Raw genomic sequence first — 25,599 nt, 5'->3', positions numbered from 1 at the left:
CATAGGTTCGGTGAGGTCTGAACCAGGTCCGTTTCGAGATCGTGTGTTCATCGTGAGCACGACCGCTCCGCGAGGCACGACCGAAAGAGGACCCTCATGATCCGAACGACTGCCGTCCCCCGCCCCGTCCGCATCGGCACCGCCCTCCTGGGCGTGGCCGGAGTGGTCACCCTCGCCGGATGCTCCGGCGGCAACGCCGACGCGGCCGCGCCCGCGGAATCGTCGTCTGCTCCCGCGGCGTCCTCGACGCCGAGCACGAGCGCCACGGCCGAGGCGTCCACCAGCGCCGCGGCGTCCAGCACCGTCTACACCGACGGCACGTACGAGGCCACGGGCCAGTACGCCACCCCCGAGAGCGTCGAGACGGTCGACGTGACCCTCACCATCGCGGGCGACACGGTGACCGATGTCACGGTGACCGGTGACCCGCAGGCGGCGGAATCCCGCCGCTACCAGAGCGAGTTCATCGGGGGCATCAAGGACGAGGTGGTCGGCAAGAACGTCGACGAGATCTCCGTCAGCAAGGTCGCGGGGTCCTCGCTCACCAGCGGCGGCTTCATGACGGCCCTCGAGACGATCAAGTCCGAGGCGAAGGCCTGATCTCGTGACCTCGGCGACCGCGACCGGTGCGGTGTGGACGTTCGACGCGATCGGGACCGCCTGGGCGATCGAGACGGCGGAGCCGTTGCCCGGGGCCACGCGCGCCGCGGTCGCCGACGTCGTCGACGGGTTCGACCGTGAGTGGTCGCGTTTCCGCGGCGACTCGCTGGTGTCCTCGCTCGCGGAGGGACGCGTGGCATCCATCGACGCGCCTCGCGACACGGATGCCATGCTGGCGCTCTACGACGAACTCGACGTCGCGACGCGCGGGGCGGTGAACCCGCTCGTCGGCGACGCCCTGGCCCGGCTCGGGTACGACGCGCGCCTGACGCTCGCGCCGTGGGGGTCGCCGGAGCCCGCGCCGGACTGGCGGGCGGTCGTGACGTGGGGGAGCGGCCTCCTCTCGCTGTCCCGCCCCGCCACGCTCGACGTGGGCGCGCTCGGCAAGGGGCGACTGGTGGACCGCGTGCTCGAGGTCGTCCGCACCGATGTCGACGGCGACGTGATCGTCGACGGTTCGGGAGACCTCGCCGTGAGCGGAGCGCCCGTCCGCATCGGACTCGAGCACCCGTACGACCCCACCCGCGCGATCGGCATCGTGGAGGTCCGCGATGCGGCGCTCTGCGCCTCGGCCATCACGCGCCGCGCGTGGGGCGACGGGCTCCACCACGTCCTCGACGCCCGCACGGGAGCGCCCGTCCAGGCGTACGCGGCCACCTGGGCGGTCGCCGACACCGCGATGCGCGCGGACGCCCTGGCGACGGCCCTGTTCTTCGACGGCGGTCCCGAGCTCGCGGCCGCCTGGAACGCACCCTGGGTGCGTATGCGCACCGACGGCCGCGTCGAGTGGTCGCCCGGATTCGAGGGAGAGATCTTCTGATGAGTGCGACCCTGACCGCCGGTTCGACCCGGGTCCTCGGCGTCCTCGGCCGCGTCTCGATGTACCGGCTCGTGCTGGCGTCGCTGGGCCTCCTGACGCTCATCGCCCTCGCCCTGGCGTTCGTGGGACTCGTGGTCCCCGACCCGCTCGAGATCCTCGTGAGCGCCGTGGTGCTCGCCCTCGCGTGCGGCCTCACCGACCTCGTCGCGCAGAGCGTGCTCCGGATGCCACGGCGCCTGGAATCCTCGCTCATCACGGCCGCGATCCTGCTGTTCGTCGTACGCCCGACCGTGGAGCCGCTGGGCCTCGCCGGGCTCGTGCTCGCCGGGGTCGCGGCATCCCTGTCGAAGTACGTGCTCGCGTGGCGCGGGCGGCACATCTTCAACCCGGCGGCGACGGGCGCGACCGTGCTCACGATCGTGGGCATCTGGGCGCCCGACCTCGGCGCGTCGGCGTGGTGGGTGGGGTCGCCCTGGCTCGCAGGTCCCGTGCTGGTGCTGGGGATCCTGCTCCTGGCGCGCACCGAGCGCTTCGCGATCGTGGCGGTGTTCTGGCTGGTGGCGGCCGTGGTGGCCTTCGTCCGCACGACCGTGCAGTTCCAGGCGGCGGGCTTCCCCGTCGACGTTCCCGCGGTGCTCGTGCAGGTCGCGTTCTCGTCGCCGTTCCTGTTCCTCGGCGCGTTCATGCTGTCCGAGCCGCTGACCCTGCCTCCCCGTCGCCGGCAGCAGTTCGTCGTCGCCGTCGTCGTCGGCGTGCTCGCGGGCTGGCCGATCGCGCTCGGAGGGATCACCCTCGGCCAGGAGCGCGCCCTGCTCGTGGGCAATCTCGTGGCGTTCCTGTTCTGCCTGCGCGCCGCCGTGCGACTCCGGCTCGAGGCGCGACGCGACCTCACCCCGACCGTGCGCGAGCTGACGTTCCGGGCCGCGCGGTCGTTCACCTTCTCGCCCGGGCAGTATCTCGAGCTCGACGTGCCGCACCGCCGTCCCGACGCCCGCGGCACGCGGAGGGAGTTCTCGATCGCCTCGGCCCCCGAGGACCTGCCGACCGTGCGCATCGCCTTCAAGGACGGCTCGCAGTCGTCGTACAAGCGAGCCCTCGCCGACGTGCCCGTCGGCGGCACGCTCGCCGTGACGGGCGTGTGGGGCGACTTCGTGCTTCCGTCGCGTCCGACGTCCCCGGTGCTCCTCGTCGCGGCCGGCATCGGTGTGACGCCGTTCGTCTCGCAACTGCGTCACCTCACGGCGACCGGTCAGACCCGCGACGTCGTGCTCGTGTACGTCGTCTCCGAAGCGAGCGAGCTCGCGTTCCGCGACGACATCGCGGCCGCCGGCATCCCCGTGGTCGTGTTCTCCCGCGACGAGCCGCGCGACCTTCCCGCCGGGTGGGTGTGGGCCGGTCCCGACCGGGTGGATGCCGAGGCGCTCCTGCGCGCGGTGCCCGACATCGCGCAGCGCACGGCGTACGTGTCCGGACCGCCGCGGCTGATCGCGTCGCTCGCCCCCGCGCTGTCGCGCGCGAGGTCGCTCACCACCGACGCCTTCGCGGGGTACTGACGAAGGCCGGCGTCCGGTTCCCGCGAATCGCCGTCCGGGCGATCAGCCCGAGAGCCCCCGCAGCGCGTAGCCGATCATGACGACACCCGCCAGCGCACCGAACGCACCGACGAGGGCGACCGGGAAGGGGCCCCGGAGTCGCGGAGCGCGGTCGGCGGAACCCCTCGTGAACCACCGCGCCTCCGCTCGCGCCGCGGCTGCGTACACCGGTCGGCGATACCCCACGATGGCCACTCCGGCGACGAAAACCATGATCCCGACGATCAGACCGGGCAGGGCGGATGCGGGCGATCTCTGCGCCCGCGTCACACCGGGTCGGCGGGCTTGGCCGGGAGTCGCATCTCGAACGTCGTGTCGCCCGGTGTGCTCTGCACTGTGAGCGTGCCGTCGTGGGCCTCCACGATCGCCTTCGCGATCGAGAGCCCGAGTCCCGTGCCGCCGGTCTTGCGATCGCGCGACCGGTCGGCGCGGGAGAACCGCGCGAACAGCTGGGGGGCCACGGACGGGTCGATTCCGGGACCGTCATCGTGCACGCGGAGCACGGCATCCTCGCCCTCACGCGTCACCGAGACCGTGACCTCCGTCCCGGCGGGCGTGTGCGTGCGGGCGTTGGCAAGCAGATTGGCCACGACCTGGTTCAGGCGCGCCGCGTCACCGGCGAGCTCCACCGGCTCGTCGTCGACGTCGAGCGACCACGCGTGATCCGGGCCGGCGGGGCGCGCGTCGCCGACCGCCTCGACCGCGAGACGCGTGAGGTCGACGGTGCCGTAGACGAGTTCCTGTCCCTCGTCCAGGCGCGCCAGAAGCAACAGGTCCTCGACGAGCGTGGTCATCCGCAGCGACTGCGCCTGGATGCGCTCGAGCGACTGCTCGGTCGTCTCCACGGCCATCGCGATGCGCTGGCGGCTCTCGTCGTCCTGCGACTGGCGGATGGCGCGCAGCGACAGCTCGGAGAACCCCCGGATGGATGCCAGAGGCGTCCGCAGCTCGTGGCTGGCATCCGCGACGAATCGGCGCATCAGTTCCTCGTTCCGCTGGCGGGCGGCGAGCGAGGCGTCGACCCGGTCCAGCAGCGAGTTGAGCGCCAGACCGACCTGTCCGATCTCGCTGTGCTCGTCCACCTGCTCCTCGGGCACGCGTTCGTCGATCGAGACGTCGCCCTGGTCCATCCGGATGGAGGCCACCCGGGTGGCGGTCTCGGCGACGGAGCGCAGCGGCCGGAGGCCCACGCGGATGACGACCGCGATGATCGCGGAGAGCAGCAGCAGACCGCCCGCCGTCACCAGGGCGACCGTGGTGAGGATGGTGCCGATCGTCGCGGTGATCTGGCTGAGGGGGAGTCCGAGCACCGCGACGGTCCCGAACTGGTTCCCTCGCACGCCGATGCGGTAATCCCCGAGGCCCGGCAGATCGACGGTGTCGGAGGAGGAGGCCCCGGTCGTGACGGCGTTCGCGACGGCGTCGCGGATCTCACTCACCTGCTCGTCGTCGAGCGCCTTCACCGACCGTCCGTCGACGTAGGCTCCGGTGTCGCCCGTGCTGGCGCTGCGCAGCACGAGCACGGTGCCGTCGGGGAACGGGCCCCCGGCGAGGACATCGCTCGCGGTGCTCGTCGGTCCGACCGCGACGTTGTTGCCGGCGGCCGCGACCTGCGCCGTGAGGTTCGTCTGCAGGACGCCCGTGATGATCGCGCTCGTGGACACCGCGATCATCACCAGGATGAACGCCACCATGCCGATCACCGCGACCATCAGGCGCGACTGCAGCGTCCAGCGGTGGCGCGCCTTCTGTCGGGTCACTGAGGCGCTTTGATCATGTAGCCGACGCCGCGGACCGTGTGGATGAGCGGTTCGTGGCCCGCATCGATCTTCTTGCGTAGGTAGGAGATGTACAGCTCGACGACGCTCGAGCGCCCGCCGAAGTCGTAGTTCCAGACGCGGTCCAGGATCTGCGCCTTCGACACGACGCGGCGCTGGTTGCGCATGAGGAAGCGCAGCAGCTCGAACTCGGTGGCGGTCAGCTCGATCTCGGTGCCCGCGCGGACCACTTCGTGGCTGTCCTCGTTCAGCGACAGGTCTCCCACGCGGAGGATCGGCTCGGAGTCGCGCGTGGAGGCGGTGCCGGCGCGGCGCATGAGGCCGCGGAGCCGCGCCACGACCTCTTCGAGGCTGAAGGGCTTCGTGACGTAGTCGTCGCCCCCCGCCGTGAGCCCCGCGACCCGGTCGGCGACGGCGTCCTTCGCGGTCAGGAAGAGCACCGGAACGTCGTTGCCCGAGTGGCGCAGCCGCTGCAGCACGGCCATCCCGTCGAGGTCGGGCATCATGATGTCGAGCACCATGGCATCCGGTTCGAAGTCGCGGGCGGACTGCAGGGCGTCGAAGCCGGAGCCCGCGGTGCGGACCTCCCAGCCCTCCATGCGGAGGGCCATCGACAGCAGGTCGGTGAGCATCTGCTCGTCGTCGACGACGAGGACGCGGAGGGCGCTGCCGTCCGGGCGGGTGAAGGCGGGAGCAGGGGCCGTTGCGGTCATGGCTCTCATTGTGCGCCGGTATCTATGAGCTTTCTATGGCGTCGGCTATGCGCTCGCTGTGAAGACGGACAGCGCGCGCCACGAGCAGTCCCATGACGACTCCGAGGGCCGTGCCGAGGGTGTTCGCCAGGAGGTCGCGCGCGTCGGCGACGCGCGTCGGCAGGAACAGCGCCTGGCTTGTCTCGATCACCGCGCTCGTGGCCAGACCGCTCAGGATGCCGACCCACCAGGCCCCGCCCCAGAGGATCGCGAGCACCCCGAACGGGACGAACATCACGACGTTGGCGGCGAACTCGACGACGCCGAAGGTGACCCACGCCGTCGCCGGCGAGGAGGCGAGGAGTCCGAGGAACGCGCGGAGCACTCCCGCGGTGCCGTCGTCGTACGGCGTGGGGCGCAGCGTCATCCACCAGAGCCCGAAGGCGTACAGCGCCGAGGCGGCGACGAGCACCGCCCGCCGCCGCCTCGTGAGCGCTGTCGTCAGTGCGTGTCCTCTGCCTCGATCTCGGTGCGGTCGCCGGACCAGAGGGTGTGGAACGTGCCCTCCTTGTCGATGCGGCGGTAGGTGTGCGCACCGAAGAAGTCGCGCTGACCCTGGATGAGGGCGGCGGGCAGACGCTCGGCGCGCAGGCCGTCGTAGTAGGCCAGCGACGAGCTGAACGCGGGAGCCGGGATGCCGGCGGCCGCCGCCAGCGACACGATGTTGCGCCACGGCGTCTGAGCGCGGCCGAGGGCCTCGACGAAGTACGGCGCCGTGAGCAGCACGGGCAGTCCGGGCTCGGCGTCGTAGGCCTCGGCGATGCGGTTGAGGAACTGCGCGCGGATGATGCAGCCGCCGCGCCAGATCTTCGACACCGCGCCGAGGTCGATGTTCCAGTCGTACTGGGCTGCGCCGGCGCGGATCTCGTCGAAGCCCTGGCTGTAGGCGACGATCTTCGAGGCGTACAGCGCCAGGCGCACCTGCTCGATGAAGGTGTCGGCATCCTCGCCCTCGAGGAAGACGACGCCCTCCGAGATGTCGGGGCCCGGGAGGTCGCCCGAGACCTCGCGCTGCTCGGGGTGGCTCGACAGCGACCGCGCGAACGTGGCCTCCGCGATGCCCGAGACGGGCACGCCCAGGTCGAGGGCGGTCTGCACGGTCCAGGCGCCGGTGCCCTTGGCGCCGGCCTGGTCGAGGATGACGTCGACGAGGGGCTTGCCCGTGTCGGCGTCGGTCTGACGCAGCACCTCGGCGGTGATCTCGATGAGGTACGACTCCAGCTCGCCGCGGTTCCACTCGGCGAAGACGTCGGCGATCTCGGCGGGGGTCTTGCCCGTGGCGCGACGGATGAGGTCGTACGCCTCGGCGATGAGCTGCATGTCGGCGTACTCGATGCCGTTGTGCACCATCTTGACGAAGTGGCCGGCGCCGTCGTGGCCGACGTGCGTGACGCAGGGCTCGCCCTCGGCGATCGCGGCGATGGACTTCAGGATCGGGCCGAGCGTGGCCCAGGCCTCGTCGGAGCCGCCGGGCATGATCGAGGGACCGCGCAGTGCGCCCTCTTCGCCGCCCGAGACGCCCATGCCGACGAAGTTGATTCCCGTCTCGCGGACGGCTTTCTCGCGGCGGATGGTGTCGGTGAACAGGGCGTTGCCGCCGTCGACGATGATGTCGCCCGGCTCGAAGACCTTCACCAGCTCGTCGATGACGAAGTCGGTGGGGCGGCCGGCCTTGACCATGATGATCGCGGTGCGGGGCTTCGACAGCGACGCGGCGAAGTCCTCGTACGAGAAGGAGGCGACGAAGTTCGCCTCGGGGTGCTGGGCGAGCACGTGCTCGGTCTTGTCGTGGCTGCGGTTGAAGATCGCGACGGTGTTGCCCTCGCGGCTGGCGAGGTTGCGCGCCAGGTTCGAGCCCATGACCGCGAGGCCCACGACGCCGATGTTGGCGCGGCCGTCGCCGTCGCCCTGGGGGCGGGAGTCGGCCTCGGCGGTGGGACGCTCCACCTCTTCGATGCCGGGCGCACCCTCGTGCACCTGGGCGGCCTGATGAGGGGCCTGATCCTGGTCGGTCGAAGGTCCGGTCGGGGGAGTGGTCGACGTCATGCGTTGCTCCGTATTCAGGTGCGAGGGGGTGGGCGGGCTCACACGGGCCGCCTCCGCCACTTTATCGGCTCGGCCCGCGGGTGTTTCAGGACGGGCTGTGCGTGAGCCGGAGGCGGTCGATGACCTCCTGCACCTGCTCGCCCGGCGTCAGGTCGAGGTCGATCTGGATCGCCTGCTCGTCGGCATCCGGGATCTCCAGGGTCTCGAACTGCGAGGTGAGCAGGGCGGGCGGCATGAAGTGGCCCTGGCGGCGCAGGAGACGGTCGAGCACGAGCTTCGGGTCGCCCATGAGCAGCACGAAGGTCACGCCGTCGCGGCGCAGCACGTCCCGGTAGCTGCGCTTGAGAGCCGAGCACGTGATGACGCCGGAGCGCCCCGCGGCGACCTCGCCGTCGATCCACGCGGCGACGCGGTCGAGCCACGGCCAGCGGTCGTCGTCGTTCAGCGCGTGCCCGGCCGCCATCTTCGCGACGTTGACCGCGGGGTGAAGGTCGTCGCCCTCCTGGAAGTCCCACCCGAGGCGGCCGGCGAGCATCCCGGCGACGGTGGACTTGCCGGTGCCGGCAGGGCCCATGAAGACGAGGATCGGGGCGGTGGCGGTCATGGCTTCTCTCTTCGTCGGGGGAAGGGGTCAGATGGAGCGACGGACTTCGGTGAGCACGGCGGCGACGTAGAGCCGCGTGTGCTCCTCGGCGGCGTCGGCGTCGGCCCGGCTGATCGCGGCGGCGGTGGCGACGTGGTTGTCGAGCGCTTCGGGATTCGGGATGCCGGGGGTCAGCCCGTGCATCGCGCGTCCCTCGATCGCGGCGGCGATGGGGGCGCGTGCGGCGGCGAGCATGAGGTTGCCGCTGGACACGAGGATGAGGTCGTGGAAGGCGATGTCGGCCGCGAGGTACTCGGGCGAGTTGCCGAGGCCGGCGGCGCCGAGGCGCTCGAGCTCCTCGGCGAGGCGGAGGATCTCCCCGCGCTGCAGGTCGGTCGCGCGGCGAGCGCTCAGTCGTGCGGCCACCGGTTCGATCGCGGCGCGGAGTTCGGTGGTGTTCGCGATGAGCTGGTCGCGGCGCTTGCCCGCGAGCTGCCAGCCGATGAGTCGCGTGTCCAGGGCGCTCCAGTCCGCGGGGGGACGCACGGTGATGCCGACCCGGCGTCGCTGCTCGAGCATGCCCATCGCCTCCAGCACGCGCACGGCCTCGCGCACGACGGTGCGGGAGACGCCGTACTCGGCCTCCAGGGCGGCGAGGGTGAGGACGTGGCCCGGGGGGAGCTCCCCGTCGACGATGCGCATGCCGAGGGCATCGACCAGTGATCCGTGCGACGCGCGGGCCATGACCCCTCCTTAGGTCTTTGGTACGACCTTATCTTGTCAAAGATACGATCTTTGTGTGAAGATGCCCTCACTCACCCGTAGGTGCGGGTCGAATCACAGCTTGCCCGATGCCGCGCCACCCTGAATCAACGGAGATCTCTTGGACGACTGGACCCAGACACTCGGCACGGCGCCACTGCTCGCCATCGCCGCGGGCGCGATCGCGCTCATCCTCGTGCTCATCATCTGGCTGAAGGTTCACGCCTTCCTGGCCCTCATCATCGTGTCGCTGGCCACCGCGTTCGCCGCCGGCATCCCCGTCTCGGCCATCGTCACCACCTTGACCGGGGGATTCGGGGGCACGCTCGGGACGGTCGCGCTGCTCGTGGCGCTCGGAGCGATGCTCGGACGTCTGATCGAACACTCCGGCGGCGCGCAGTCGCTCGCCGAGACGTTCGTCCGCATCTTCGGCGAGAAGCGGGCGCCGTTCGCGCTCGGCATCGTCTCGCTCATCCTCGGGTTCCCGATGTTCTTCGACGCCGGGCTCGTCATGATGCTGCCGATCATCTTCGCCATCGCGCGCCGAGTCTCGGGCAACAACGTGCTGCTGTTCGGTCTGCCCGCCGCCGCCGCCTTCTCGGTCATGCACGTCTTCCTGCCGCCGCACCCGGGTCCGGTCACCGCGAGCGGTCTCTACGGCGCCAACCTCGGACTGGTCCTCATCGTCGGCCTCATCATCGCCTTCCCGATCTGGTACCTCTCAGGTTACCTGTGGGGGAAGTTCATCGCCCGCCGCATCGTCCTGCCCGTCCCCGCGCTCTTCGGCGACGTGGATGCCGACCAGCCGGCGAACCCGCCGAAGCCCGCCACGGTCATCGCGGTCCTGCTCCTGCCGATGCTCCTCATCTTCCTGAACACCGGGCTGACGACGCTCTCCGCCGCCGGCGTGGTCGACAAGAACAACACCCTCGTGCAGGTGCTCGTCCTGCTCGGCAACTCGCCCGTCGCCCTGCTCATCACCGTGCTCGTGGCCACCGTCGTGTTCGGCTTCCGTCGCGGCGAGAACGGCACCGCGCTCGAGAAGGTCGTGGACTCGGCGCTCGGACCCGTGGCATCCGTCATCCTCATCACCGGCGCCGGTGGAATGTTCGGTGCCGTCCTGCGCGCCTCGGGCATCGGTGACGCGCTCTCCGACAGCCTCAGCGACCTGGGCCTGCCGGTCATCGTCGCGGCGTACATCATCGCCGTGATCCTGCGTCTCGCTCAGGGCTCCGCCACCGTCGCCCTCGTCACCGCGGCAGGTCTCGCCGCGCCCGCCGTCCTGGCGGGGAACTTCTCGCCCCTGCAGGTCGTCGCGATCACCCTCGCCACCGCGGCGGGATCGGTGTTCGCCGGTCACGTCAACGACTCCGGCTTCTGGCTGGTGGGCCGCCTCATGGGCATGGACGTCAAGACCACGCTGAAGACGTGGACCGTGCAGCAGGCCATCGAGTCGGTGCTCGGCTTCCTCGCGGCGCTCGCCGTGTTCGGCATCGGAGCGCTCCTGTGACCGGTTCCCCCGCCGACCTGTTCGACGTCTCCGACCGTCTCGCCCTCGTCACGGGGTCGTCGCGGGGCCTCGGCCGTGCGCTGGCCCTGACCCTGGCCCGCCGCGGGGCGCGTGTCGTCGTGCACGGTCGCGACGCGGCCGCGGTCGAGCAGACCCGCGCCGAAGCCGAGGAGCTGTCCGGTCGTCCCGCGCACGCGGTGACGTTCGACGTGACCGACGCCGTGGCGGTCGAGGGTGCGATCGCCGCTCTGCTGCGAGACGTCGGCGTGCCCGACATCCTCGTCAACAACGCGGGCGTGCAGCGCCGGGCGCCGATCCACGAGTTCGCGGTCGCCGACTGGGACGACATCGTCGCGGCCAACCTCTCCGGAGTGTTCTACGTCTCGCGATTCGTCACCCCGGCGATGGTCGCCCGCGGTTCCGGCAAGGTCGTCAACGTCGCCTCGGTGCAGTCGCGGCTCGCGCGACAGACCATCGCGCCCTACTCCGCGACGAAGGGCGGCGTCGCTCAGCTGACCGCCGGTATGGCCGCCGACCTCGCACGCTTCGGCATCCAGGTGAACGCGCTGTCTCCGGGGTACTTCGCGACCGAGATGAACCGCGACCTGGTCGACGACCCGGAGTTCACCGCGTGGCTCACTCAGCGCACCCCGGCCCGCCGGTGGGGCGACTTCGCCGAACTCGACGGGGCGCTGCTGTTCCTCGCCTCCGACGCGTCGAGCTTCGTCTCGGGGCAGAACATCTTCGTCGACGGCGGCATGACCGCGGTCGTCTGACCGCGGAGAGGAAGACCATGAGAACTCTGCTGATCGAGAAGGCCCTGTCCGCCGCGGTGCGCGATGTCGCCGTGCCCGAACCCGGGGAGGGCCAGGTCCGCCTGCGCGTGGAGTACGTCGGCATCTGCGGATCCGACCTGCACTACTACTACGAGGGCGCCAACGGTGCTTTCGTCGTGCGCGAACCGCTCGTGCCGGGCCATGAGCTGTCGGGCCGGGTCGACCTCGACCCCTCCGGCGTCCTCGCCGCGGGCACGGCCGTGACCGTGCACCCGGCACGCTTCGGCACGCCGCGCGAGGGCATCGAGCACTCGCCGCACCTGTGGCCCGGGGGATCGTATCTCGGCAGTGCCTCGACCTGGCCGCACACCCAGGGCGCGGCATCCGAGTACCTGATCGTCGAGGCCGACATGGTGCGGGTGCTCCCCGACGACCTCCCGGTGCGCCGCGCGGTGCTGGCGGAGCCCCTGGCGGTCGCCCTCCACGCCCTCGGCAAGGCGGGCGACGTGGCCGGACTCGACGTGCTCGTCACCGGCTCGGGTCCGATCGGGCTCATGGCCGTGGCCGCGGCCGTGGCGGCGGGCGCACGGGTCACCGCGACCGACGTGCTCTCCGGCCCGCTCGAACGCGCAACGGCACTGGGGGCGTCGGCGACGATCGACGTCTCGGCCGAAGCTGTCGAGCCGAACTCGTTCGCGGTGGTCCTGGAGTGCTCGGGTGTGCCCGTGTCGATCTCGACCGCGCTGAAGTCGGTCCGCCCCGGCGGCACGGTCGTCCAGGTCGGCATGCTGCCGGACGACCCGCGGCCGGTGAACCTCGCCCCCTTCATCTCGAAGGAGGTGCGCTACCTCGGGGCGTTCCGCTTCCTCGACGAGATCGACCGCGCCGTGGAGCTGCTCGCCCGTACTCCCGGGATCGAGGCTGCGCTCACGCACGAGTTCGCGGTGACGGATGCCGACGAGGCCTTCGCGACGGCACGCGACTCGCAGCGCTCGGGCAAGGTCGTGTTCGCCCTCTGACGCACCACGACGCCCCGGTGACCGCTCGATACAGCGGTGGCCGGGGCGTTCTGGTGCGGCGGGTCAGTGCTTCTTGTAGTTGGCGTTGCGCCCCATGGAGAAGAGCGCGCCGATCGCGGCGACGCCACCGATCGCGGTCACCGCTCCGATCGTCCAGAGCACGACGTGAGAGAAGAAGCCGCTGTCCATGATGTTCCTCCGGTCGGGGTGAAAGTCTCTTGTGATCCTACCGGGGCGGTCGGGGGGAGCCCCGGTGTCCGGGTCGAAATGCGGGGCGGGTCGCTGGTAGACTTCCCGGGAACTTCGGCGAGGGATGCGTCCTCGTGCGCCCGGCGGGCGCTCACGCATCCGTGATCGACGCGGTGATGCAAGGCTTCCGGCTTTCCTCACGCGCTCGCGTTCGAGTCGAATCCAGACCACATACGCGCGGACACACCGTCCGCTCCCAAGCTGCGGGACCCGTGCCCGCGAGGAGAAGAACATGTCGGAAGACAACAAGGTCGTCGCCGAGGTGCGCGAGAACTTCGGCAAGGGCTACGCCCGCCGTCTGCGCGCCGCCGGCCAGATCCCCGCGGTCATCTACGGTCACGGCACCGAGCCCCAGCACGTCGCGCTGCCCGGCCACCAGGTGTCGCTGCTCATCCGTCGCGCCAACGCGCTGCTCGACCTCGACATCAACGGGAAGAGCCAGCTCACCCTCGTCAAGGACGTCCAGAAGGACCCGGTGCGCCAGATCATCGAGCACATCGACCTCATCGTCGTGAAGAAGGGCGAGAAGGTCTCGGTCGACGTCCCCATCCTCGTCACCGGCGAGCCCTTCCCCGGCACGATCGCCAACCTCGACAACACCACCGTGTCGCTCGAGGTCGAGGCCACCCACATCCCGCAGAACATCGAGGTCTCGGTCGAGGGCCTCGAGGACGGCACGCAGATCACCGCGGCCGACCTGGTCCTGCCCGCCGGTGCGACGCTCGTCACCGAGCCCGAGACGCTCATCATCGGCGTCTCGGTCCCGCTGGACACCCTCGCCGCCGACGAGGAGATCGCCGAGGCCGACGCCGAGGTCGCCGAGGAGCAGTCCGAGGAGTCCGAGGCGGCTTCCGAGGGCGACGAGAACTGATCTCAGCGGGCCGTCGTTCGGTCCGCGATCGACGAGGGGGCGTGTCTCACGCCCCCTCGTTTTTTCATGTCAGGGTCCGTGGGCGGATCCGGAAGGATGGATGCCATGGCGGATACGTGGCTCATCGTCGGGCTCGGGAATCCCGGGCCGCGATACGAGGCGACGCGGCACAACGTCGGGCAGATGGTGATCGACGAACTCGCCGCCCGACGGCGCGAATCGTTTCGCGCGCATAAGGCAGGCGCGCGCGTCGTCGAGACGTGGCTGCGTCCGGGGGGCGCGAAGCTCGTGCTGGCCAAGCCGAACAGTTTCATGAACGTGTCGGGCGGGCCGGTCTCGGGCCTGGCGCGCTTCTACGCCGTCGATCCCGAGCGCGTCGTCGTCGTGCACGACGAGCTCGACATCCCGTTCGACACGATCAAGCTCAAGGTCGGCGGCGGGCACGGGGGGCACAACGGCGTCCGTGATGTGGCGAAGGCGCTCGCGACGCCCGACTTCCCGCGCGTGCGCGTCGGTATCGGTCGCCCCGTGGGCCGGCAGGACCCGGCGGACTGGGTGCTCGATCCCTTCGGCGCGAAGGAGCGCGAGACGCTGCCCATCCTGGTGTCGGACGCTGCGGATGCCGTGGAGCTGCTCGTCGAGGACGGGCTCGTCACGGCCCAGCAGCGATTCCACGCGCCGCGCTGACCCCGCGGCGCGGCGCACCGACCCTGAGGCGCGGCGTCATCGTCGGCGCCTTCCCGCTGCGCGGGTCACCGTGACGCATCCGAAGATCGCGGCGGCGACGCCGCTCAGGCACGCCCCGAGGCAGCTGTAGTCGCCCACCGCGACCAGAAGGGGGTCAGGATCGCGGCGCAGGATCCCGGCGACGGCGAACAGCATCAGGCTGATCGTTCCGAACGCCAGGAAGGGGACGAGTCTCGACGGTCTCGTGTGCGGGACGGCGCCCGTGGCGTCGGGGTCGTGCGGCGGCACGAGCGCGGCGGTGTGGGCGGACGCGGGCCGGGGTGCGGGGCGGGCGGGGGGATCCGCGCGGGGGAGCTCGGGCATGGGGTTTCCTCGGGTGGTCCGGCCGGACCGTCCGGCTCCCGCGAGGCTAGGAGGCGGCGGGGAGCGCTCGCTCAGCAGGAGCGCAAATCTGTGGACAAGTCCTTCGGATCGCCGCCTGTGGAGGAGGGGTGCCCTGACGCGATGCCGGTCCCGACGCGCGGAGACCGCCCGCCGGGACGACGAAAGAGCCCCGGCCGTCCGGCCGAGGCTCTTTCTCGAAGTGCGGGGATCCCGCGCCGACGCGACGGATCCCGCTGCGGTCAGGACGCGTACGGCGCCGCGCCGATCCCGGCTCCGACGACGAAGAACACGAACACGATTCCGCCTCCGACGACGGACAGCACGATCGCGGCGATGCCCCAGCCGCGTCCCCGGTTCTTCACTCCGGCGATGATGCCCTGGATCAGGCCCCACAGGGCGAACGCACCCCACACCAGGAACGCCGCGACGGAGAGCGCCCCGGCGGCGAGGGCAATCTGGTTCGCGGACGCGGGCAGCGCCCCGCTCTCGACGTTGCCGTTGCTGTCGATGGCACCGGCGAACTGCGCCAGGCTCCCGCTCTGGACACCGCCGAAGAAGGCGAGGATCGACCCGATGACCACGGCCAGCAGAGATGCGACGAACGCGATGAGCCCGAGGCGGTTCGATCCCTGGGAGCGGGTGGGGGATGCCGGCGCGGCGTACGCGGCGGGCGGAGCGGCGTATCCGTTCTGCGCGGCTTCGGCACGGGTGGCCGGCGGGGGGTTGTGCGGCTCGGGGGGCGGCGGTGTGCTGGTCACTGTGTCCTCCTGTGATCGTCGAGGGCATGCGGCACCCTCGTCCGGACAAGGCTATGGACCGGCCGGGGATGCGCTGCTCGGGGTGGACGAGCCCGGGCCCGACCCGCTAGGGCGTCAGACGACGGTGCCGGCGAGCCCGCCCGCTCCCGCGGCGAGGGCGATGAGCACGAGAGCGGCGAACACGAACGGTCCGAGGGCGGAGACGACGATCGCGGCGATGCCGGGACCGCGGCCCCGGTTCCGGGCGGTCGCCACGATCCCCATGACGAGCGCCGCGATGCCGAGCGCCGTGCCGGACCAGAAGGCGACCTCGGCCACGAGCACGAAGTCGCGCACGGGCGAGAGCAGTCGCCAGTCCACGGACTGGCCGCCGCGGGCGACGAACTCGGCCCCCGCGCCCTGGGCGACCCGGAAGGAAGCGAAGCCCGCGATGCCGGATGCCACGACCCCGGCGAGGATCGACAGGACCAGGGCGGTCGCGCCCAGCGGTCGTCGCCTCGGCGCGGGCGGGGGAGGCGCGAGAAGCGTCCCGACCGGCGGGGCGGGGTGCGGGGAGGCGAATCCGGGCACGCCAGGCGAGGTCATGAGCCCACTGTACGACCCCGCCTCCGTCGCTCCCGCGGGTTGCTCCCCGGGAGCCGCGACACGAGCCGCATGTCGGTGCCCCCGCGTAGGATGTGTCGAGTGACAGTTCCCGGGATCGTGCGCGCCCTCGAGCAGGCTGAGTCGTACCGGGAGGCCGCTGCCGCGGCATCCTCCGATCTGTCTCTCTCCCTCGTCGACGGGCTCGATGCGCCCGTCATCGCCGGTCTCCTCGAGCATCGACGAAGCGCGGGTGCGCCGGGCGCGGTCCTCGTGATCGCGCCGACCGGACGCCGCGCGGAGTCGCTCGGACCCGCCCTCGAGGCCGTGCTCCCCGGTGCGCAGGTGCTGCATTTTCCGGCGTGGGAGACGCTGCCGCACGAGCGCCTCAGCCCGAGCCCCGAGACGGTCGGTCGTCGCCTGGACGTGCTGCGCCGCGTCGCGGCCTGGGACGGATCGGTGCCGCTCGTGGTCACCGCCTCGGTCCGCAGCGCGCTGCAGCCGCTGGCGCCCGGTCTCGGCGACGTCGAGCCGGTGCACCTGCGCGTGGGAGGGCGCGGGCGCGAGCTCGAGGCGGTCACCATCCGATTGGTGGAGCTGGCGTATCACCGCGTCGACATGGTCTCGCGTCGCGGCGAGTTCGCCGTGCGCGGCGGCATCCTGGACGTGTTCCCGCCGGTCGCCGACCACCCCTACCGTGTCGAGTTCTTCGGGGACGAGGTCGACCAGATCCGCGCGTTCTCCGTCGCCGACCAGCGTTCGCTGCCCGGCGAGGTGTCCGAGGTCTCGCTCGTCCCGAGCCGCGAGCTGCTGCTCACCGCGGAGGTGCGCGAGCGCGCCGCCGAGCTGCGGGACGGCTACCCGGGGCTGCGCCAGCTCCTCGAGAAGATGGCCGAGGGCATTCCGGCCGAGGGCATGGAGTCCCTGATCCCCGTTCTCGTCGACGACCTCGTCACGATCGCGGACTATCTGCCGGGTGGGAGCGCCGTCGCGCTCGTCGACCCCGAGCGGTCCCTCGCGCGCGCCACGACGCTGGGCGACACGAACCGCGAGTTCCTCGAGGCCGCGTGGTCGGCCGCGACGGCGGGAGCCGACACGCCGGTCGACCTGGGTGCCGGCGATTTCGTGACGCTCGACGATCTGCACGAGATCGCGAGCGGTCGCGGCGGCGTGTGGTGGCGGCTGAGCGCGTTCGACTCGGGGGCGGTGGATGCCGAGGCCGAGGGCCTCGTCGTCGCCGACGACTCGGCCCAGCGGGTGAAGGCCGACCCCGTTCCGTCGTTCCAGGGCAACGTCGACGGGGCGACGGCGCACGTCGGGGCACTTCTCGCGGAAGGCTGGGCCGTCGTGGTCACGGCATCCGGTCCCGGGCTCGTCGACCGTGCGCGTGACGTCCTCGCCGAACGGGGGATCGCCGCCCGCAAGGTCGACGACGTGCACACCCCGCCCGAGCCGGGCGTCGCACACGTCGTGTGCGCGCCGCTGGAGCGCGGGTTCGAGCTGACGGAGATCAAGTTCGCGGTCATCACCGAGACCGAGTTCTACGGGCGGTCGGTCGGCGGCGACAACCGCGGGGCCAAGAAGCTCGCGTCGCGTCGGCGCAACGTCGTCGATCCGCTGCAGCTCAAGCCGGGCGACGTAGTCGTGCACGCCACCCACGGCATCGGCAAGTTCCTCGAGCTCACCCAGCGAGAGGTCTCCAGCGGCGGTCGCAACGCCGTGAAGACCACCAAGGAGTACCTCGTCCTGGAGTACGCGCCCGCGAAGCGCGGCTACCCCGGCGACAAGCTCTTCGTCCCCACCGACCAGCTCGATCTGCTCTCGAAGTACGTCGGCGGCGAGGCGCCCGTGCTGTCGAAGATGGGCGGCAGCGACTGGGCGGCGGCGAAGGGTCGCGCGCGCAAGGCCGTCCGAGACATCGCGGTCGAGCTGGTCAAGCTGTACTCGGCGCGGATGGCATCCAAGGGCTACGCCTTCGGTCCCGACACACCGTGGCAACGCGAGCTCGAAGAGGCGTTCCCGTTCGCCGAGACGCAGGACCAGCTGCAGACGATCGACGAGATCAAGGCCGACATGGAAAAGCCCATCCCCATGGATCGCCTGCTCTCGGGCGACGTCGGCTTCGGCAAGACCGAGGTGGCGGTGCGCGCCGCGTTCAAGGCCATCCAGGACGGCAAGCAGGTCGCGATGCTCGTCCCCACCACCCTCCTGGTGAAGCAGCACCTCGAGACCTTCGCCGAGCGCTTCGCCGGTTTCCCCGTGACGGTCCGGCCGCTCTCGCGCTTCCAGAGCGACAAGGAGGCGAAGGCGACGCTCGCGGGCCTGACCGACGGAACCGTCGACATGGTCATCGGGACGCACCGCATCCTCACCGAGAAGGTGATCTTCAAAGACCTCGGCCTCATGATCATCGACGAGGAGCAGCGCTTCGGCGTCGAGCACAAGGACTCGCTCAAGAAGCTCAAGACCAACGTCGACATCCTCGCGATGAGCGCCACACCCATCCCGCGCACGCTCGAGATGGCGGTCACCGGCATCCGCGAGATGTCGACGCTCGCCACGCCGCCCGAGGACCGGCATCCGATCCTGTCGTACGTGGGGCCGCGCAACGACAAGCAGATCGCCGCGGCGATCCGCCGCGAGCTGCTGCGCGAGGGACAGGTGTTCTACGTGCACAACCGCGTCTCCTCGATCCAGCGGGTCGCCGCGCACCTCGCCGAGCTCGTGCCCGAGGCGCGCATCGTGGTCGCCCACGGCCAGATGGGGGAGCACGCTCTGGAACAGGTCGTCGACGACTTCTGGGAGCGCCGCGCCGATGTGCTCGTGTCGACCACCATCATCGAGACCGGCCTCGACATCTCGAACGCGAACACGATCATCATCGACCGCGCCGACAAGTACGGCCTGTCGCAGCTGCACCAGCTCCGCGGTCGCGTGGGTCGCGGGCGCGACCGCGCCTACGCGTACTTCCTGTACGACGAGATGAAGCCGCTGTCCGAGACCGCCGCCGACCGTCTCGAGACGATCGCGGTCAACAACGACCTCGGCAGCGGCATGCAGGTCGCGCTGAAAGACCTGGAGCTGCGCGGCGCCGGAAACCTCCTGGGCGCCGAGCAGGCCGGTCACATCGCGGGCGTCGGCTTCGACCTGTACCTCCGCATGATCGGGGAAGCCGTCGCCACGTTCCGCGGCGAGGACACCGACGGACCCACCGAGCTGCGCCTCGAACTCCCCGTGGATGCGCGCCTGCCCGAGACCTACATCGACAGCGAGCGCCTCCGCCTCGAGGCGTACCAGAAGCTGTCGGCCGCGGCATCCGCCACCGCCAAGGACGACGCGATCGATCTCGTGGTCGAGGAACTCCGCGACCGCTACGGCGAGCCGCCGACAGAGGTCGAGGGACTCATCGCCGTCGCGCGCCTGCGGCGGCGCGCCGCACAGGCGGGGCTCGCCGACGTCGTGGCGATGGGGTCGAACCTGCGGATCGCCCCGGCGCACCTGCCCGATTCGATGCGCGTGCGTCTCCAGCGTCTCTACCCCAAGGCGAAACTCGTCGCGAACGGGGATGCCATGGTCGTCCCGCTCCCGCAGGACGCCGACGACGCGAACCTCATCGCCTGGGTCCGCCAGCTCCTCGACGCGCTCTGGCCGCTGCCGGCCGCGAAGAAATCGGAGGGCGCTTCCGCCTGATCGGGCGGCCACCCGCTCACGGGCGCACCAGGATGCTGCCCACCTTGTGTCCGGAGTCCACGCGGGCGTGCGCTTCGGCGATCCGGTCCAGGGGGAGCGTCGTCTCGATCACGGGCGTGAGGGTGCCCGCGGCGACCCGGTCGAGCAGGTCGCTCACGAGTTCCCGGCCCGCGCCGGCGGTTCCGGTGATCACACGCGACCTCCGCACGAGGGTTTCGGCGAGGGTTGCCGCCGCGAGGATCGCCCGCCCCTCGGCCGTGAGCAGGGGTGCGGCGGTGGCCGGGTGGAGGGCGCCGACGGTGTCGAAGACGACGTCGTACGGACCCGGGAGGTCGGACAGCGGAACCGCCGTGCGGTCCACCGCGTGATGGGCCCCGAGGCGCGAGAGCAGCGTCAGGTTCCCGGCGCTCGCCGTGGCCGTGACCTCTGCCCCGAGAGACCGGGCCAGCTGCACGGCGTGGGTGCCGACGGCACCCGCACCGCCGATCACGAGGACGTGCTCGCCGGGACGCACCCGCGCGCGGTCCCGGAGGAACCACAGGGCGGTGGTTCCTCCGAACAGCACGGCGGCGGCGTGGTCGTCGCTCACCCCGTCGGGGATCCGCACCAGTCGCCCCTCGGGGACGCTGACGTACTCGGCGTGCGCGCCCATGCGCATGTCGGTCATTCCGCACACGCGATCGCCCGGTCGCAGATCGGTCGTCCTCGGGCCCGTCTCGACCACGCGTCCCGACAGGGCCACGCCGAGCACCGGTCGACGGGGCCGCCGCACGCCCAGCGCGATCCGGGCGGGGACGCCGAAGCCCCGCGGGAAGCGCGCGCCGCGGATCCGGGCGTCGCCGCTGTTGACCGATGCCGCTGAGACGTCGACGACGACGTCGCCCCGGGCGGCGCGCGGGCGGGGGCGGCGCTGGATGCGGACGACCTCGGGCGATCCGTAGGTGTCGACGACGGCCGCGTTCATGTCCATGATGACTCCTGAGTGTCAAAGATTGTTGACACCGGATCGTGCCCGTTCTACGGTCGCTATGTCAAGTTTTCTTTACATGGAGGCCCCGATGTCGTTCGAGGAGCGCAACACCTGGGCGGGGCTGGTCGCCAGTGTCCCCGGGGTGATCGTCTACACGGTGTGGATGTTCGTGATCGCCCGGGACACCCCCGTCGGCCGCATCGACTGGGTGTGGCCGATGGTCTCGACCATCGTCGCCGGCATCATCGTCGCGATCGCCGTGAGCATCGTGTGGGGGATCGTGCAGTCACGCCGCGATCCCGATACCGACCACCGCTCCGACGTGCGTGATCGCGAGATCGCCACGCAGGGTGACCGCGTCGGCCAGGCCTTCCTCGTGTTCGGGGGATTGGCGGCGCTGGTGCTGTGCGCCGTCCAGGCGCCCCTATTCTGGATCGCGAATGCCGTGTACGCCGGCTTCGCCCTGTCCGCGATCATCGGCAGCCTCGCGCGGCTCGGCCTGTACTACCGGGGGATGCCGTGATGGCCAAGCCCACGCGCGTCACGAACACCATTCGCGAGCATCGCGAACGCGCGGGGACCACCCAGGCCGAACTCGCCCGTCGACTGGGCGTCACACGACAGACGGTCATCGCGATCGAGCAGGGGCGGTATTCGCCGAGCCTGGAGCTGGCGTTCCAGATCGCCGGCGAGTTCGGGGTCGGTCTCGACGCCGTCTTCGCCTACGACCGCGAGTGAGCGTGTCCTCGCCCCGGCTCGCGGGACTACGCTGACGGGCACCGACGGGAAGGACGCCGCCATGCGCTTCGCTCACCTCGGGGCCGAGCCCCGCATCCACCCCGACGCCGTCGTCGCCCCCACCGCGGTCATCAGCGGTGATGTGACGATCGGCCCCGGATGCCAGGTCCTCCACGGCGCGGTCCTCACGGCCGAAGGCAGCCGGATCGTGCTGGGGGAGAACACCATCGTGATGGAGAACGCGCTGCTGCGAGCGAGCTCCACCCACGCGGTGCACGTAGGCGCGCACACGCTCATCGGCCCGATGGCGAGCGTCGCGGGAGCCGACATCGGCGAGGAGGTGTTCCTGGCCACGGGCACCCGCGTCTTCAACGGAGCCGAGATCGGCGACCGCAGCGAAGTGCGCATCAACGCGATCGTGCACCTGCGCACCGTCCTGCCCGCCGAGACCGTCGTCCCGATCGGCTGGGTGGCCGTCGGCGACCCCGTGCAGCTGCTCTCGCCCGACCGGCACGACGAGATCTGGGCCGCACAGAAGGAACTCGATTTCCCCGGATACGTCTTCGGCCTCGACCGCGAGACGCCCGACCTCATGGTGCAGCTGACCGAACGCTACGGACGCAGCCTCGCCCGGCACGCGCACGACCGGCACCTCGACTGAGCGGGCCCCGGAGACGCGGAAGCGCCGACGTCCCGGAGGACGCCGGCGCTTCCAAGTGGGACCGGATCAGCCCGTGTTCTGCAGACCCGCGGCCACACCGCTCACCGACAGCAGCAGCAGGCGCTGGTGCTCGGCATCCGGGGTCGGGTCTTCCGCGTGGGTGTCGCGCAGCGCGCGCAGGGCGCGCAGCTGCAGGAGCGACAGCGCGTCGACGTACGGGCTGCGCATCTTCACGGCACGCTGCAGCACCGGCTTGTTGCCGAGCAGTTCGCCGCCGGTGATGCGCTCGACCCACGTGCGGGTGAGGAGCATCTCGTCCATGACGAGCTGGGCGAGGTCGTCCCGGTCGCCGAGGGCCAGGTAGCGGCGGGCGATGCGTTCGTCGGCCTTGGCGAGGCTCATCGCGACGTTGTCGATCATCGTGCGGAACAGCGGCCACTGCTCGTACGCGTCGCGGAGGCGCTGCTCGTCGCCGACCGCGTCGAGGGCGGTGCCGAGGCCGAACCATCCGGCGAGGTTGATGCGCGCCTGCGTCCACGAGAACACCCACGGGATGGCGCGGAGGTCTTCGAGCGACTCGACCGACAGCCCGCGGCGGGCGGGCCGCGAACCGAGTGCGAGGTGACCGAGCTCCTCCATGGGCGTCACGGTCGCGAACCACGGCGCGAAGCCGGGTGCCTTCACCAGCGCGAAGAACCGCTCGCGCGAGGCGACGTCCATCGTCGCCGCCACCTCGGCGAACGCCTCGGCCGCTCCGCGGTTGCGGCGTTCGATCGAGGGCGAGGATGCCGTGAGCACGGCCGCCGCGACCTGGTCGATGTGCCGCATCGCGATGTCGGGGTCGCCGTAGCGGGCGAAGATGACCTCGCCCTGCTCGGTGAGCTTGAAGCGGCCGTCGACAGAGTGCGGGGGCTGCGCGAGGATCGCGGAGTTGGCGGGGCCGCCGCCGCGACCGAGCGCGCCGCCGCGGCCGTGGAAGAGCGTCAGCTCGATGCCCTCGGCCTCGGCCCACGTGGAGATCTTCGCCTGCGCCTCGTACAGGGCGAGGTTCGCGGCGACCGGTCCGACGTCCTTCGACGAGTCGGAGTAGCCGAGCATGACCTCAAGGCGGCGGCCGGTGGCATCCAGGCGACGGACGAACGCGGGGTGCTCCACGATCTCGGCCAGGATGCCGGGGGCCGCCTGCAGATCGGCGAAAGTCTCGAACAGCGGGATGACGTCGAGCACCGGGAGCGCCTCGCCCGGACCCATGGCGTAGGACGCGAGCTCGTGGACGTTCGCGAGGTCTTCCGCGGATTGCGTGAACGACACGATGTAGCGGCCGGCCGCACGCGGCCCGAAGCGCTCCTGCACGTAGGCGACGGAGCGGAACACGTCGAGCACCTCGTCGGTCAGCTCGCTGCGCGCCCCGCCCGAGCGCAGCTCGGCGAGCACCTTGCGGTGCACGGCGGAGTGCTGGCGCACCTCGAGCTCCGTGAGGTGGAAGCCGTACGTCTCGACCTGCCAGATCAGGCGCTGCAGCGAGCCGTACGCCTGGCGGGCCGCGCCGGCGGAGACCAGCGAGTCCTGCACGGTGCGGAGGTCGGCGAGGAGGTGCTCGGGGTCGCGGTAGGCGAGGTCGGCGTTGCGCGTGCGCGTCGCGGCGATCTTGCGGGCGAGCAGCAGCAGGATCCGTCGGTGCGGCTCGGCGGGGGAGCGCTCGGCGATCTCGGCCGCGGCGTCCTCGTCGGCGGCGCGCAGCCGGTTCCAGAGCGCGAGCAGGGCGTCGCTGGGCGGGGTGGTCTCGGCATCCAGCGTCAGGCCGCGTCCGACCCGCTGGGCCGTGCGCTCGAGGCCCAGCAGGACGTGCTCGCTCGCGATCGCGGCGGCCTTGCGGGTGACGGATGCCGTGACGAACGGGTTGCCGTCGCGGTCGCCGCCGACCCATGAGCCGACGCGGACGAACGGCTTGACAATGGGGGCCTTCGCCCCGGCGTTCTCGCCCTGGAGGATGTCGTCGATCCGGCGGTAGACGCGCGGAACCGCCGTGTAGAGCGTCTCGTCGAACACCGCCATCACCGAGCGCACCTCGTCGACCGGCGAGGGCTTCTCGCGACGCAGCGGCGCGGTGCGCCACAGCGTGTCGATCTCCTCGAGCATGCGTCGCTCGGTGCGGCGGACCTCGCCCTCGTTCTCGGCGGCCGCATCGTGCTCGCCGAGCAGCTCGGACAGGCGGCGGATGCTCGTCGAGATCGCACGACGGCGGGCCTCGGTCGGGTGGGCGGTGAAGACGGGGTGGAATCGCAGCGACTGGAGGCGGGAGAGGGCGGTCTCCTCGCCGAGCTCGCCGGCGAGCCGTTCGAACGCGGCCGCGATCGTGTCGGGCGTGCCGCCACGCGAGGGGCGGTCGCCGCGCTCGCGGAGGACGCGGACGCGCTGGTGCTCCTCGACGAGGTTGACGAGGTGGAAGTACGCGGTGAACGCGCGGGCGACCTCGTCGGCGCGGGCGATCGAGAAGCCGTCGGCGATGGCCGCCGCGCGCTCGAACGCCTCGGGCGTCTCGTCGGTGTACGCCTGGATCGTCGCCGTCCGCAGCTTCTCCACGTCGTCGTACAGGCCGGGGGAGCCGCTCTCGCGGAGCACCCGGCCCAGCAGGGAGCCGAGGAGGCGCACGTCGGCGCGCATCTGTTCGGGAAGCTCTTGGCCGGCTTCGAAGCGGCCCACGAGGTCGATGGCCTCGGTCGGGGTCAGTTCACGCACACGCCCCAGAGTAGTTGCGTCACGTTGCGGCCATGTCACACGGTACATTTCGCCCCGTCGCGGGAGCACGACGCAGGAGATCCTCCGGGCGGGAGGGGCGGATGCCGCAGGATTTCGCGTGGCCTCGGGTGGCGGCATCCGGAATCTCCTCCGTCGTGTCGCCCCGGGCCCTGTTCGTCGTCGGCGCGCTGGGTCCGCCGGATCGTGCCCGGCCTCGGCGCACGAGACCCCGCACCGGGGGATACTCGGGGCAGTGGCGCGCCGGTGCCGCAGGAGGAGGGGCCGTGAGCGAGGACGCGCTGCGGGAGGCCGCCGAGACGATGCGTGCCGTGCGCGATCGCTGCGCCTGGACGCAGACGATCGACCATCGCGACCTCGTGCCGTATCTGGTCGAGGAGAGCGCCGAGGTCATCGACGCCGTGGAGTCCGGGACCCGTGCCGATCTGCGGGAGGAGCTCGGCGACCTGCTGTGGCAGGTGCTGTTCCACGCCGAGATCGCCGCGGGCGACCCCGACGACCCGTTCGACATCGACGACGTGGCACGCGCGCTCACCGAGAAGATGGTGCGCCGCCACCCGCACGTGTTCGGCGACGCCGTGGCATCCACCCCCGAGGAGGTGCTCGTGCACTGGAACGCGGCGAAGGCGGCCGAGAAGCGCGAGCGCACGAGCGTGCTGGACGGGGTCTCGGCCCACATGCCCTCGCTCGCCCTGGCGCAGAAGGTGCTCGGCAAGGCCGCGCAGGTCGGCGTCGTCGCCGGCCGCCCGCCGCTCGCCCCCGCCGACGAGTCCGAGCTCGGCGACGCGCTCCTCGCCCTCGTGCAGCTGGCCCGCGAGCACGGCTGGGACGCCGACCGCGCCCTCCGGTCCCGCCTCCGCGCCCTGTCCGCCGAGGTGCGGGCGGCCGAGTAGCCGCGACGAATCCATACGTTCGGGTCGAACGCACACATCCGTGCCGTCCGCACCGTGTGCG

The 25,599-nt window shown here is 71.3% G+C and carries 26 protein-coding genes; 13 read left to right on the top strand and 13 right to left on the bottom strand.

The genetic code is table 11. The features are described 5' to 3' along the window. Positions 1-96: 96 nt before the first annotated feature. Genes CSIV_RS13435 through CSIV_RS13425 form a run of 3 tightly spaced genes read left to right on the top strand, consistent with a single transcriptional unit; the run spans position 97 to position 3,033 of the window. A complete protein-coding gene (locus CSIV_RS13435; protein WP_077051880.1) occupies positions 97-600 on the top strand; it encodes a hypothetical protein in 504 nt (167 codons plus the stop codon). 4 nt (positions 601-604) lie between these two features. Further along, positions 605-1,480 (top strand): FAD:protein FMN transferase, encoded by an 876-nt coding sequence (locus CSIV_RS13430; protein WP_077051879.1) that lies wholly within the window; start codon positions 605-607, stop codon positions 1,478-1,480. Beyond that, positions 1,480-3,033 carry an FAD-dependent oxidoreductase gene (locus CSIV_RS13425; protein ID WP_077051878.1) on the top strand — a complete coding sequence of 518 codons (1,554 nt, stop codon included), beginning with the start codon at positions 1,480-1,482 and terminating at the stop codon, positions 3,031-3,033. Before CSIV_RS13430 ends, CSIV_RS13425 begins: the two co-directional genes overlap by 1 nt. Before the next feature lie 42 nt (positions 3,034-3,075). On the opposite strand, the gene CSIV_RS13420 is transcribed toward CSIV_RS13425, so the two are convergent. From CSIV_RS13420 to CSIV_RS13390, 7 genes are all read right to left on the bottom strand, one after another. Beyond that, a complete protein-coding gene (locus CSIV_RS13420) occupies positions 3,076-3,285 on the bottom strand; it encodes a hypothetical protein (RefSeq protein ID WP_139340711.1) in 210 nt (69 codons plus the stop codon). 53 nt (positions 3,286-3,338) lie between these two features. Continuing rightward, entirely contained in the window at positions 3,339-4,784 is a 1,446-nt protein-coding gene (locus CSIV_RS13415; protein WP_077052666.1) for a sensor histidine kinase, read from the bottom strand. Positions 4,785-4,828: 44 nt separating this feature from the next. Then, positions 4,829-5,563, bottom strand: a complete 735-nt coding sequence (locus CSIV_RS13410) for a response regulator transcription factor (RefSeq protein ID WP_077051876.1) — start codon at positions 5,561-5,563, stop codon at positions 4,829-4,831. A 22-nt stretch (positions 5,564-5,585) separates the two neighbouring features. After that, entirely contained in the window at positions 5,586-6,014 is a 429-nt protein-coding gene (locus CSIV_RS13405; protein ID WP_139340710.1) for a VanZ family protein, read from the bottom strand. Between the two features lie 29 nt (positions 6,015-6,043). Continuing rightward, entirely contained in the window at positions 6,044-7,648 is a 1,605-nt protein-coding gene (gene gndA / locus CSIV_RS13400) for an NADP-dependent phosphogluconate dehydrogenase (protein WP_077051875.1), read from the bottom strand. Between the two features lie 85 nt (positions 7,649-7,733). Further along, the gene (locus tag CSIV_RS13395; RefSeq protein WP_077051874.1) at positions 7,734-8,252 is read right to left on the bottom strand and encodes a gluconokinase; all 519 of its coding nucleotides are present in this window, start codon (positions 8,250-8,252) and stop codon (positions 7,734-7,736) included. A gap of 27 nt (positions 8,253-8,279) precedes the next feature. Beyond that, positions 8,280-8,975, bottom strand: a complete 696-nt coding sequence (locus CSIV_RS13390; RefSeq protein ID WP_077051873.1) for a FadR/GntR family transcriptional regulator — start codon at positions 8,973-8,975, stop codon at positions 8,280-8,282. A gap of 139 nt (positions 8,976-9,114) precedes the next feature. Here CSIV_RS13390 and CSIV_RS13385 point away from each other — a divergent pair, with 139 nt between their 5' ends. The 3 genes from CSIV_RS13385 to CSIV_RS13375 are packed head-to-tail and all read left to right on the top strand — an operon-like array spanning position 9,115 to position 12,298. Further along, the gene (locus CSIV_RS13385) at positions 9,115-10,503 is read left to right on the top strand and encodes a GntP family permease (RefSeq protein ID WP_077051872.1); all 1,389 of its coding nucleotides are present in this window, start codon (positions 9,115-9,117) and stop codon (positions 10,501-10,503) included. After that, positions 10,500-11,279 carry an SDR family oxidoreductase gene (locus CSIV_RS13380; protein ID WP_077051871.1) on the top strand — a complete coding sequence of 260 codons (780 nt, stop codon included), beginning with the start codon at positions 10,500-10,502 and terminating at the stop codon, positions 11,277-11,279. Before CSIV_RS13385 ends, CSIV_RS13380 begins: the two co-directional genes overlap by 4 nt. Before the next feature lie 17 nt (positions 11,280-11,296). Continuing rightward, the gene (locus CSIV_RS13375; RefSeq protein ID WP_077051870.1) at positions 11,297-12,298 is read left to right on the top strand and encodes a zinc-binding dehydrogenase; all 1,002 of its coding nucleotides are present in this window, start codon (positions 11,297-11,299) and stop codon (positions 12,296-12,298) included. A 63-nt stretch (positions 12,299-12,361) separates the two neighbouring features. On the opposite strand, the gene CSIV_RS18730 is transcribed toward CSIV_RS13375, so the two are convergent. Next, complete coding sequence (locus CSIV_RS18730; protein ID WP_272918310.1) at positions 12,362-12,487, bottom strand: hypothetical protein; 126 nt, start codon at positions 12,485-12,487, stop codon at positions 12,362-12,364. 292 nt (positions 12,488-12,779) lie between these two features. On the opposite strand from CSIV_RS18730, the gene CSIV_RS13370 reads away from it, so the two are divergent. Then, positions 12,780-13,418 carry a 50S ribosomal protein L25/general stress protein Ctc gene (locus CSIV_RS13370; protein WP_077051869.1) on the top strand — a complete coding sequence of 213 codons (639 nt, stop codon included), beginning with the start codon at positions 12,780-12,782 and terminating at the stop codon, positions 13,416-13,418. Between the two features lie 105 nt (positions 13,419-13,523). Beyond that, on the top strand, positions 13,524-14,105 hold the full coding sequence (gene pth / locus CSIV_RS13365; protein WP_077051868.1) for an aminoacyl-tRNA hydrolase: 582 nt from the start codon (positions 13,524-13,526) through the stop codon (positions 14,103-14,105). Between the two features lie 36 nt (positions 14,106-14,141). Here pth and CSIV_RS13360 read toward each other — a convergent pair whose 3' ends face one another. The 3 genes from CSIV_RS13360 to CSIV_RS13350 all read right to left on the bottom strand — a co-directional run bounded on the left by CSIV_RS13360 (position 14,142) and on the right by CSIV_RS13350 (position 15,832). Beyond that, entirely contained in the window at positions 14,142-14,468 is a 327-nt protein-coding gene (locus CSIV_RS13360) for a hypothetical protein (RefSeq protein WP_077051867.1), read from the bottom strand. 260 nt (positions 14,469-14,728) lie between these two features. Then, complete coding sequence (locus CSIV_RS13355; RefSeq protein WP_077051866.1) at positions 14,729-15,247, bottom strand: hypothetical protein; 519 nt, start codon at positions 15,245-15,247, stop codon at positions 14,729-14,731. 114 nt (positions 15,248-15,361) lie between these two features. Then, positions 15,362-15,832, bottom strand: a complete 471-nt coding sequence (locus CSIV_RS13350; protein ID WP_083735134.1) for a hypothetical protein — start codon at positions 15,830-15,832, stop codon at positions 15,362-15,364. A 90-nt stretch (positions 15,833-15,922) separates the two neighbouring features. Here CSIV_RS13350 and mfd point away from each other — a divergent pair, with 90 nt between their 5' ends. Then, entirely contained in the window at positions 15,923-19,519 is a 3,597-nt protein-coding gene (mfd, locus tag CSIV_RS13345; protein ID WP_077051865.1) for a transcription-repair coupling factor, read from the top strand. A gap of 16 nt (positions 19,520-19,535) precedes the next feature. On the opposite strand, the gene CSIV_RS13340 is transcribed toward mfd, so the two are convergent. Further along, a complete protein-coding gene (locus tag CSIV_RS13340) occupies positions 19,536-20,489 on the bottom strand; it encodes an NAD(P)-dependent alcohol dehydrogenase (RefSeq protein WP_202400773.1) in 954 nt (317 codons plus the stop codon). A 58-nt stretch (positions 20,490-20,547) separates the two neighbouring features. Here CSIV_RS13340 and CSIV_RS13335 point away from each other — a divergent pair, with 58 nt between their 5' ends. The 3 genes from CSIV_RS13335 to CSIV_RS13325 all read left to right on the top strand — a co-directional run bounded on the left by CSIV_RS13335 (position 20,548) and on the right by CSIV_RS13325 (position 21,888). Next, on the top strand, positions 20,548-21,012 hold the full coding sequence (locus CSIV_RS13335) for a hypothetical protein (RefSeq protein WP_238592381.1): 465 nt from the start codon (positions 20,548-20,550) through the stop codon (positions 21,010-21,012). Further along, the gene (locus CSIV_RS13330) at positions 21,012-21,227 is read left to right on the top strand and encodes a helix-turn-helix transcriptional regulator (protein ID WP_077051863.1); all 216 of its coding nucleotides are present in this window, start codon (positions 21,012-21,014) and stop codon (positions 21,225-21,227) included. Before CSIV_RS13335 ends, CSIV_RS13330 begins: the two co-directional genes overlap by 1 nt. A gap of 61 nt (positions 21,228-21,288) precedes the next feature. After that, positions 21,289-21,888 (top strand): gamma carbonic anhydrase family protein, encoded by a 600-nt coding sequence (locus CSIV_RS13325; protein ID WP_077051862.1) that lies wholly within the window; start codon positions 21,289-21,291, stop codon positions 21,886-21,888. A 66-nt stretch (positions 21,889-21,954) separates the two neighbouring features. Here the strand turns inward: CSIV_RS13325 and CSIV_RS13320 are convergent, their stop codons facing one another. Further along, the gene (locus CSIV_RS13320) at positions 21,955-24,627 is read right to left on the bottom strand and encodes a phosphoenolpyruvate carboxylase (protein WP_077051861.1); all 2,673 of its coding nucleotides are present in this window, start codon (positions 24,625-24,627) and stop codon (positions 21,955-21,957) included. A gap of 320 nt (positions 24,628-24,947) precedes the next feature. Here CSIV_RS13320 and CSIV_RS13315 point away from each other — a divergent pair, with 320 nt between their 5' ends. Further along, positions 24,948-25,538 carry a MazG family protein gene (locus tag CSIV_RS13315; RefSeq protein WP_083735218.1) on the top strand — a complete coding sequence of 197 codons (591 nt, stop codon included), beginning with the start codon at positions 24,948-24,950 and terminating at the stop codon, positions 25,536-25,538. Positions 25,539-25,599: the final 61 nt, after the last annotated feature.

It is taken from the genome of Microbacterium sp. CSI-V (genome assembly GCF_001984105.1).
Taxonomy (GTDB): domain Bacteria; phylum Actinomycetota; class Actinomycetes; order Actinomycetales; family Microbacteriaceae; genus Microbacterium.
The sequence above is the reverse complement of the archived record's forward strand: the minus strand, read 5'-3'. Positions and strand labels throughout refer to the sequence as shown.

Excerpts from the sequence above, each read along its gene's own strand:
- CSIV_RS13435 (WP_077051880.1), top strand. The coding sequence starts at position 97 with ATGATCCGAACGACTGCCGTCCCCCGCCCCGTCCGCATCGGCACCGCC.
- CSIV_RS13425 (WP_077051878.1), top strand. The coding sequence starts at position 1,480 with ATGAGTGCGACCCTGACCGCCGGTTCGACCCGGGTCCTCGGCGTCCTC.
- CSIV_RS13420 (WP_139340711.1), bottom strand. The coding sequence starts at position 3,285 with ATGGTTTTCGTCGCCGGAGTGGCCATCGTGGGGTATCGCCGACCGGTG.
- CSIV_RS13415 (WP_077052666.1), bottom strand. The coding sequence starts at position 4,784 with ATGGTCGCGGTGATCGGCATGGTGGCGTTCATCCTGGTGATGATCGCG.
- CSIV_RS13410 (WP_077051876.1), bottom strand. The coding sequence starts at position 5,563 with ATGACCGCAACGGCCCCTGCTCCCGCCTTCACCCGCCCGGACGGCAGC.
- gndA (WP_077051875.1), bottom strand. The coding sequence starts at position 7,648 with ATGACGTCGACCACTCCCCCGACCGGACCTTCGACCGACCAGGATCAG.
- CSIV_RS13395 (WP_077051874.1), bottom strand. The coding sequence starts at position 8,252 with ATGACCGCCACCGCCCCGATCCTCGTCTTCATGGGCCCTGCCGGCACC.
- CSIV_RS13390 (WP_077051873.1), bottom strand. The coding sequence starts at position 8,975 with ATGGCCCGCGCGTCGCACGGATCACTGGTCGATGCCCTCGGCATGCGC.
- CSIV_RS13375 (WP_077051870.1), top strand. The coding sequence starts at position 11,297 with ATGAGAACTCTGCTGATCGAGAAGGCCCTGTCCGCCGCGGTGCGCGAT.
- CSIV_RS18730 (WP_272918310.1), bottom strand. The coding sequence starts at position 12,487 with ATGGACAGCGGCTTCTTCTCTCACGTCGTGCTCTGGACGATCGGAGCG.
- CSIV_RS13370 (WP_077051869.1), top strand. The coding sequence starts at position 12,780 with ATGTCGGAAGACAACAAGGTCGTCGCCGAGGTGCGCGAGAACTTCGGC.
- pth (WP_077051868.1), top strand. The coding sequence starts at position 13,524 with ATGGCGGATACGTGGCTCATCGTCGGGCTCGGGAATCCCGGGCCGCGA.
- CSIV_RS13360 (WP_077051867.1), bottom strand. The coding sequence starts at position 14,468 with ATGCCCGAGCTCCCCCGCGCGGATCCCCCCGCCCGCCCCGCACCCCGG.
- CSIV_RS13350 (WP_083735134.1), bottom strand. The coding sequence starts at position 15,832 with ATGACCTCGCCTGGCGTGCCCGGATTCGCCTCCCCGCACCCCGCCCCG.
- mfd (WP_077051865.1), top strand. The coding sequence starts at position 15,923 with ATGTGTCGAGTGACAGTTCCCGGGATCGTGCGCGCCCTCGAGCAGGCT.
- CSIV_RS13340 (WP_202400773.1), bottom strand. The coding sequence starts at position 20,489 with ATGGACATGAACGCGGCCGTCGTCGACACCTACGGATCGCCCGAGGTC.
- CSIV_RS13335 (WP_238592381.1), top strand. The coding sequence starts at position 20,548 with ATGTCAAGTTTTCTTTACATGGAGGCCCCGATGTCGTTCGAGGAGCGC.
- CSIV_RS13330 (WP_077051863.1), top strand. The coding sequence starts at position 21,012 with ATGGCCAAGCCCACGCGCGTCACGAACACCATTCGCGAGCATCGCGAA.
- CSIV_RS13325 (WP_077051862.1), top strand. The coding sequence starts at position 21,289 with ATGCGCTTCGCTCACCTCGGGGCCGAGCCCCGCATCCACCCCGACGCC.
- CSIV_RS13315 (WP_083735218.1), top strand. The coding sequence starts at position 24,948 with ATGCGTGCCGTGCGCGATCGCTGCGCCTGGACGCAGACGATCGACCAT.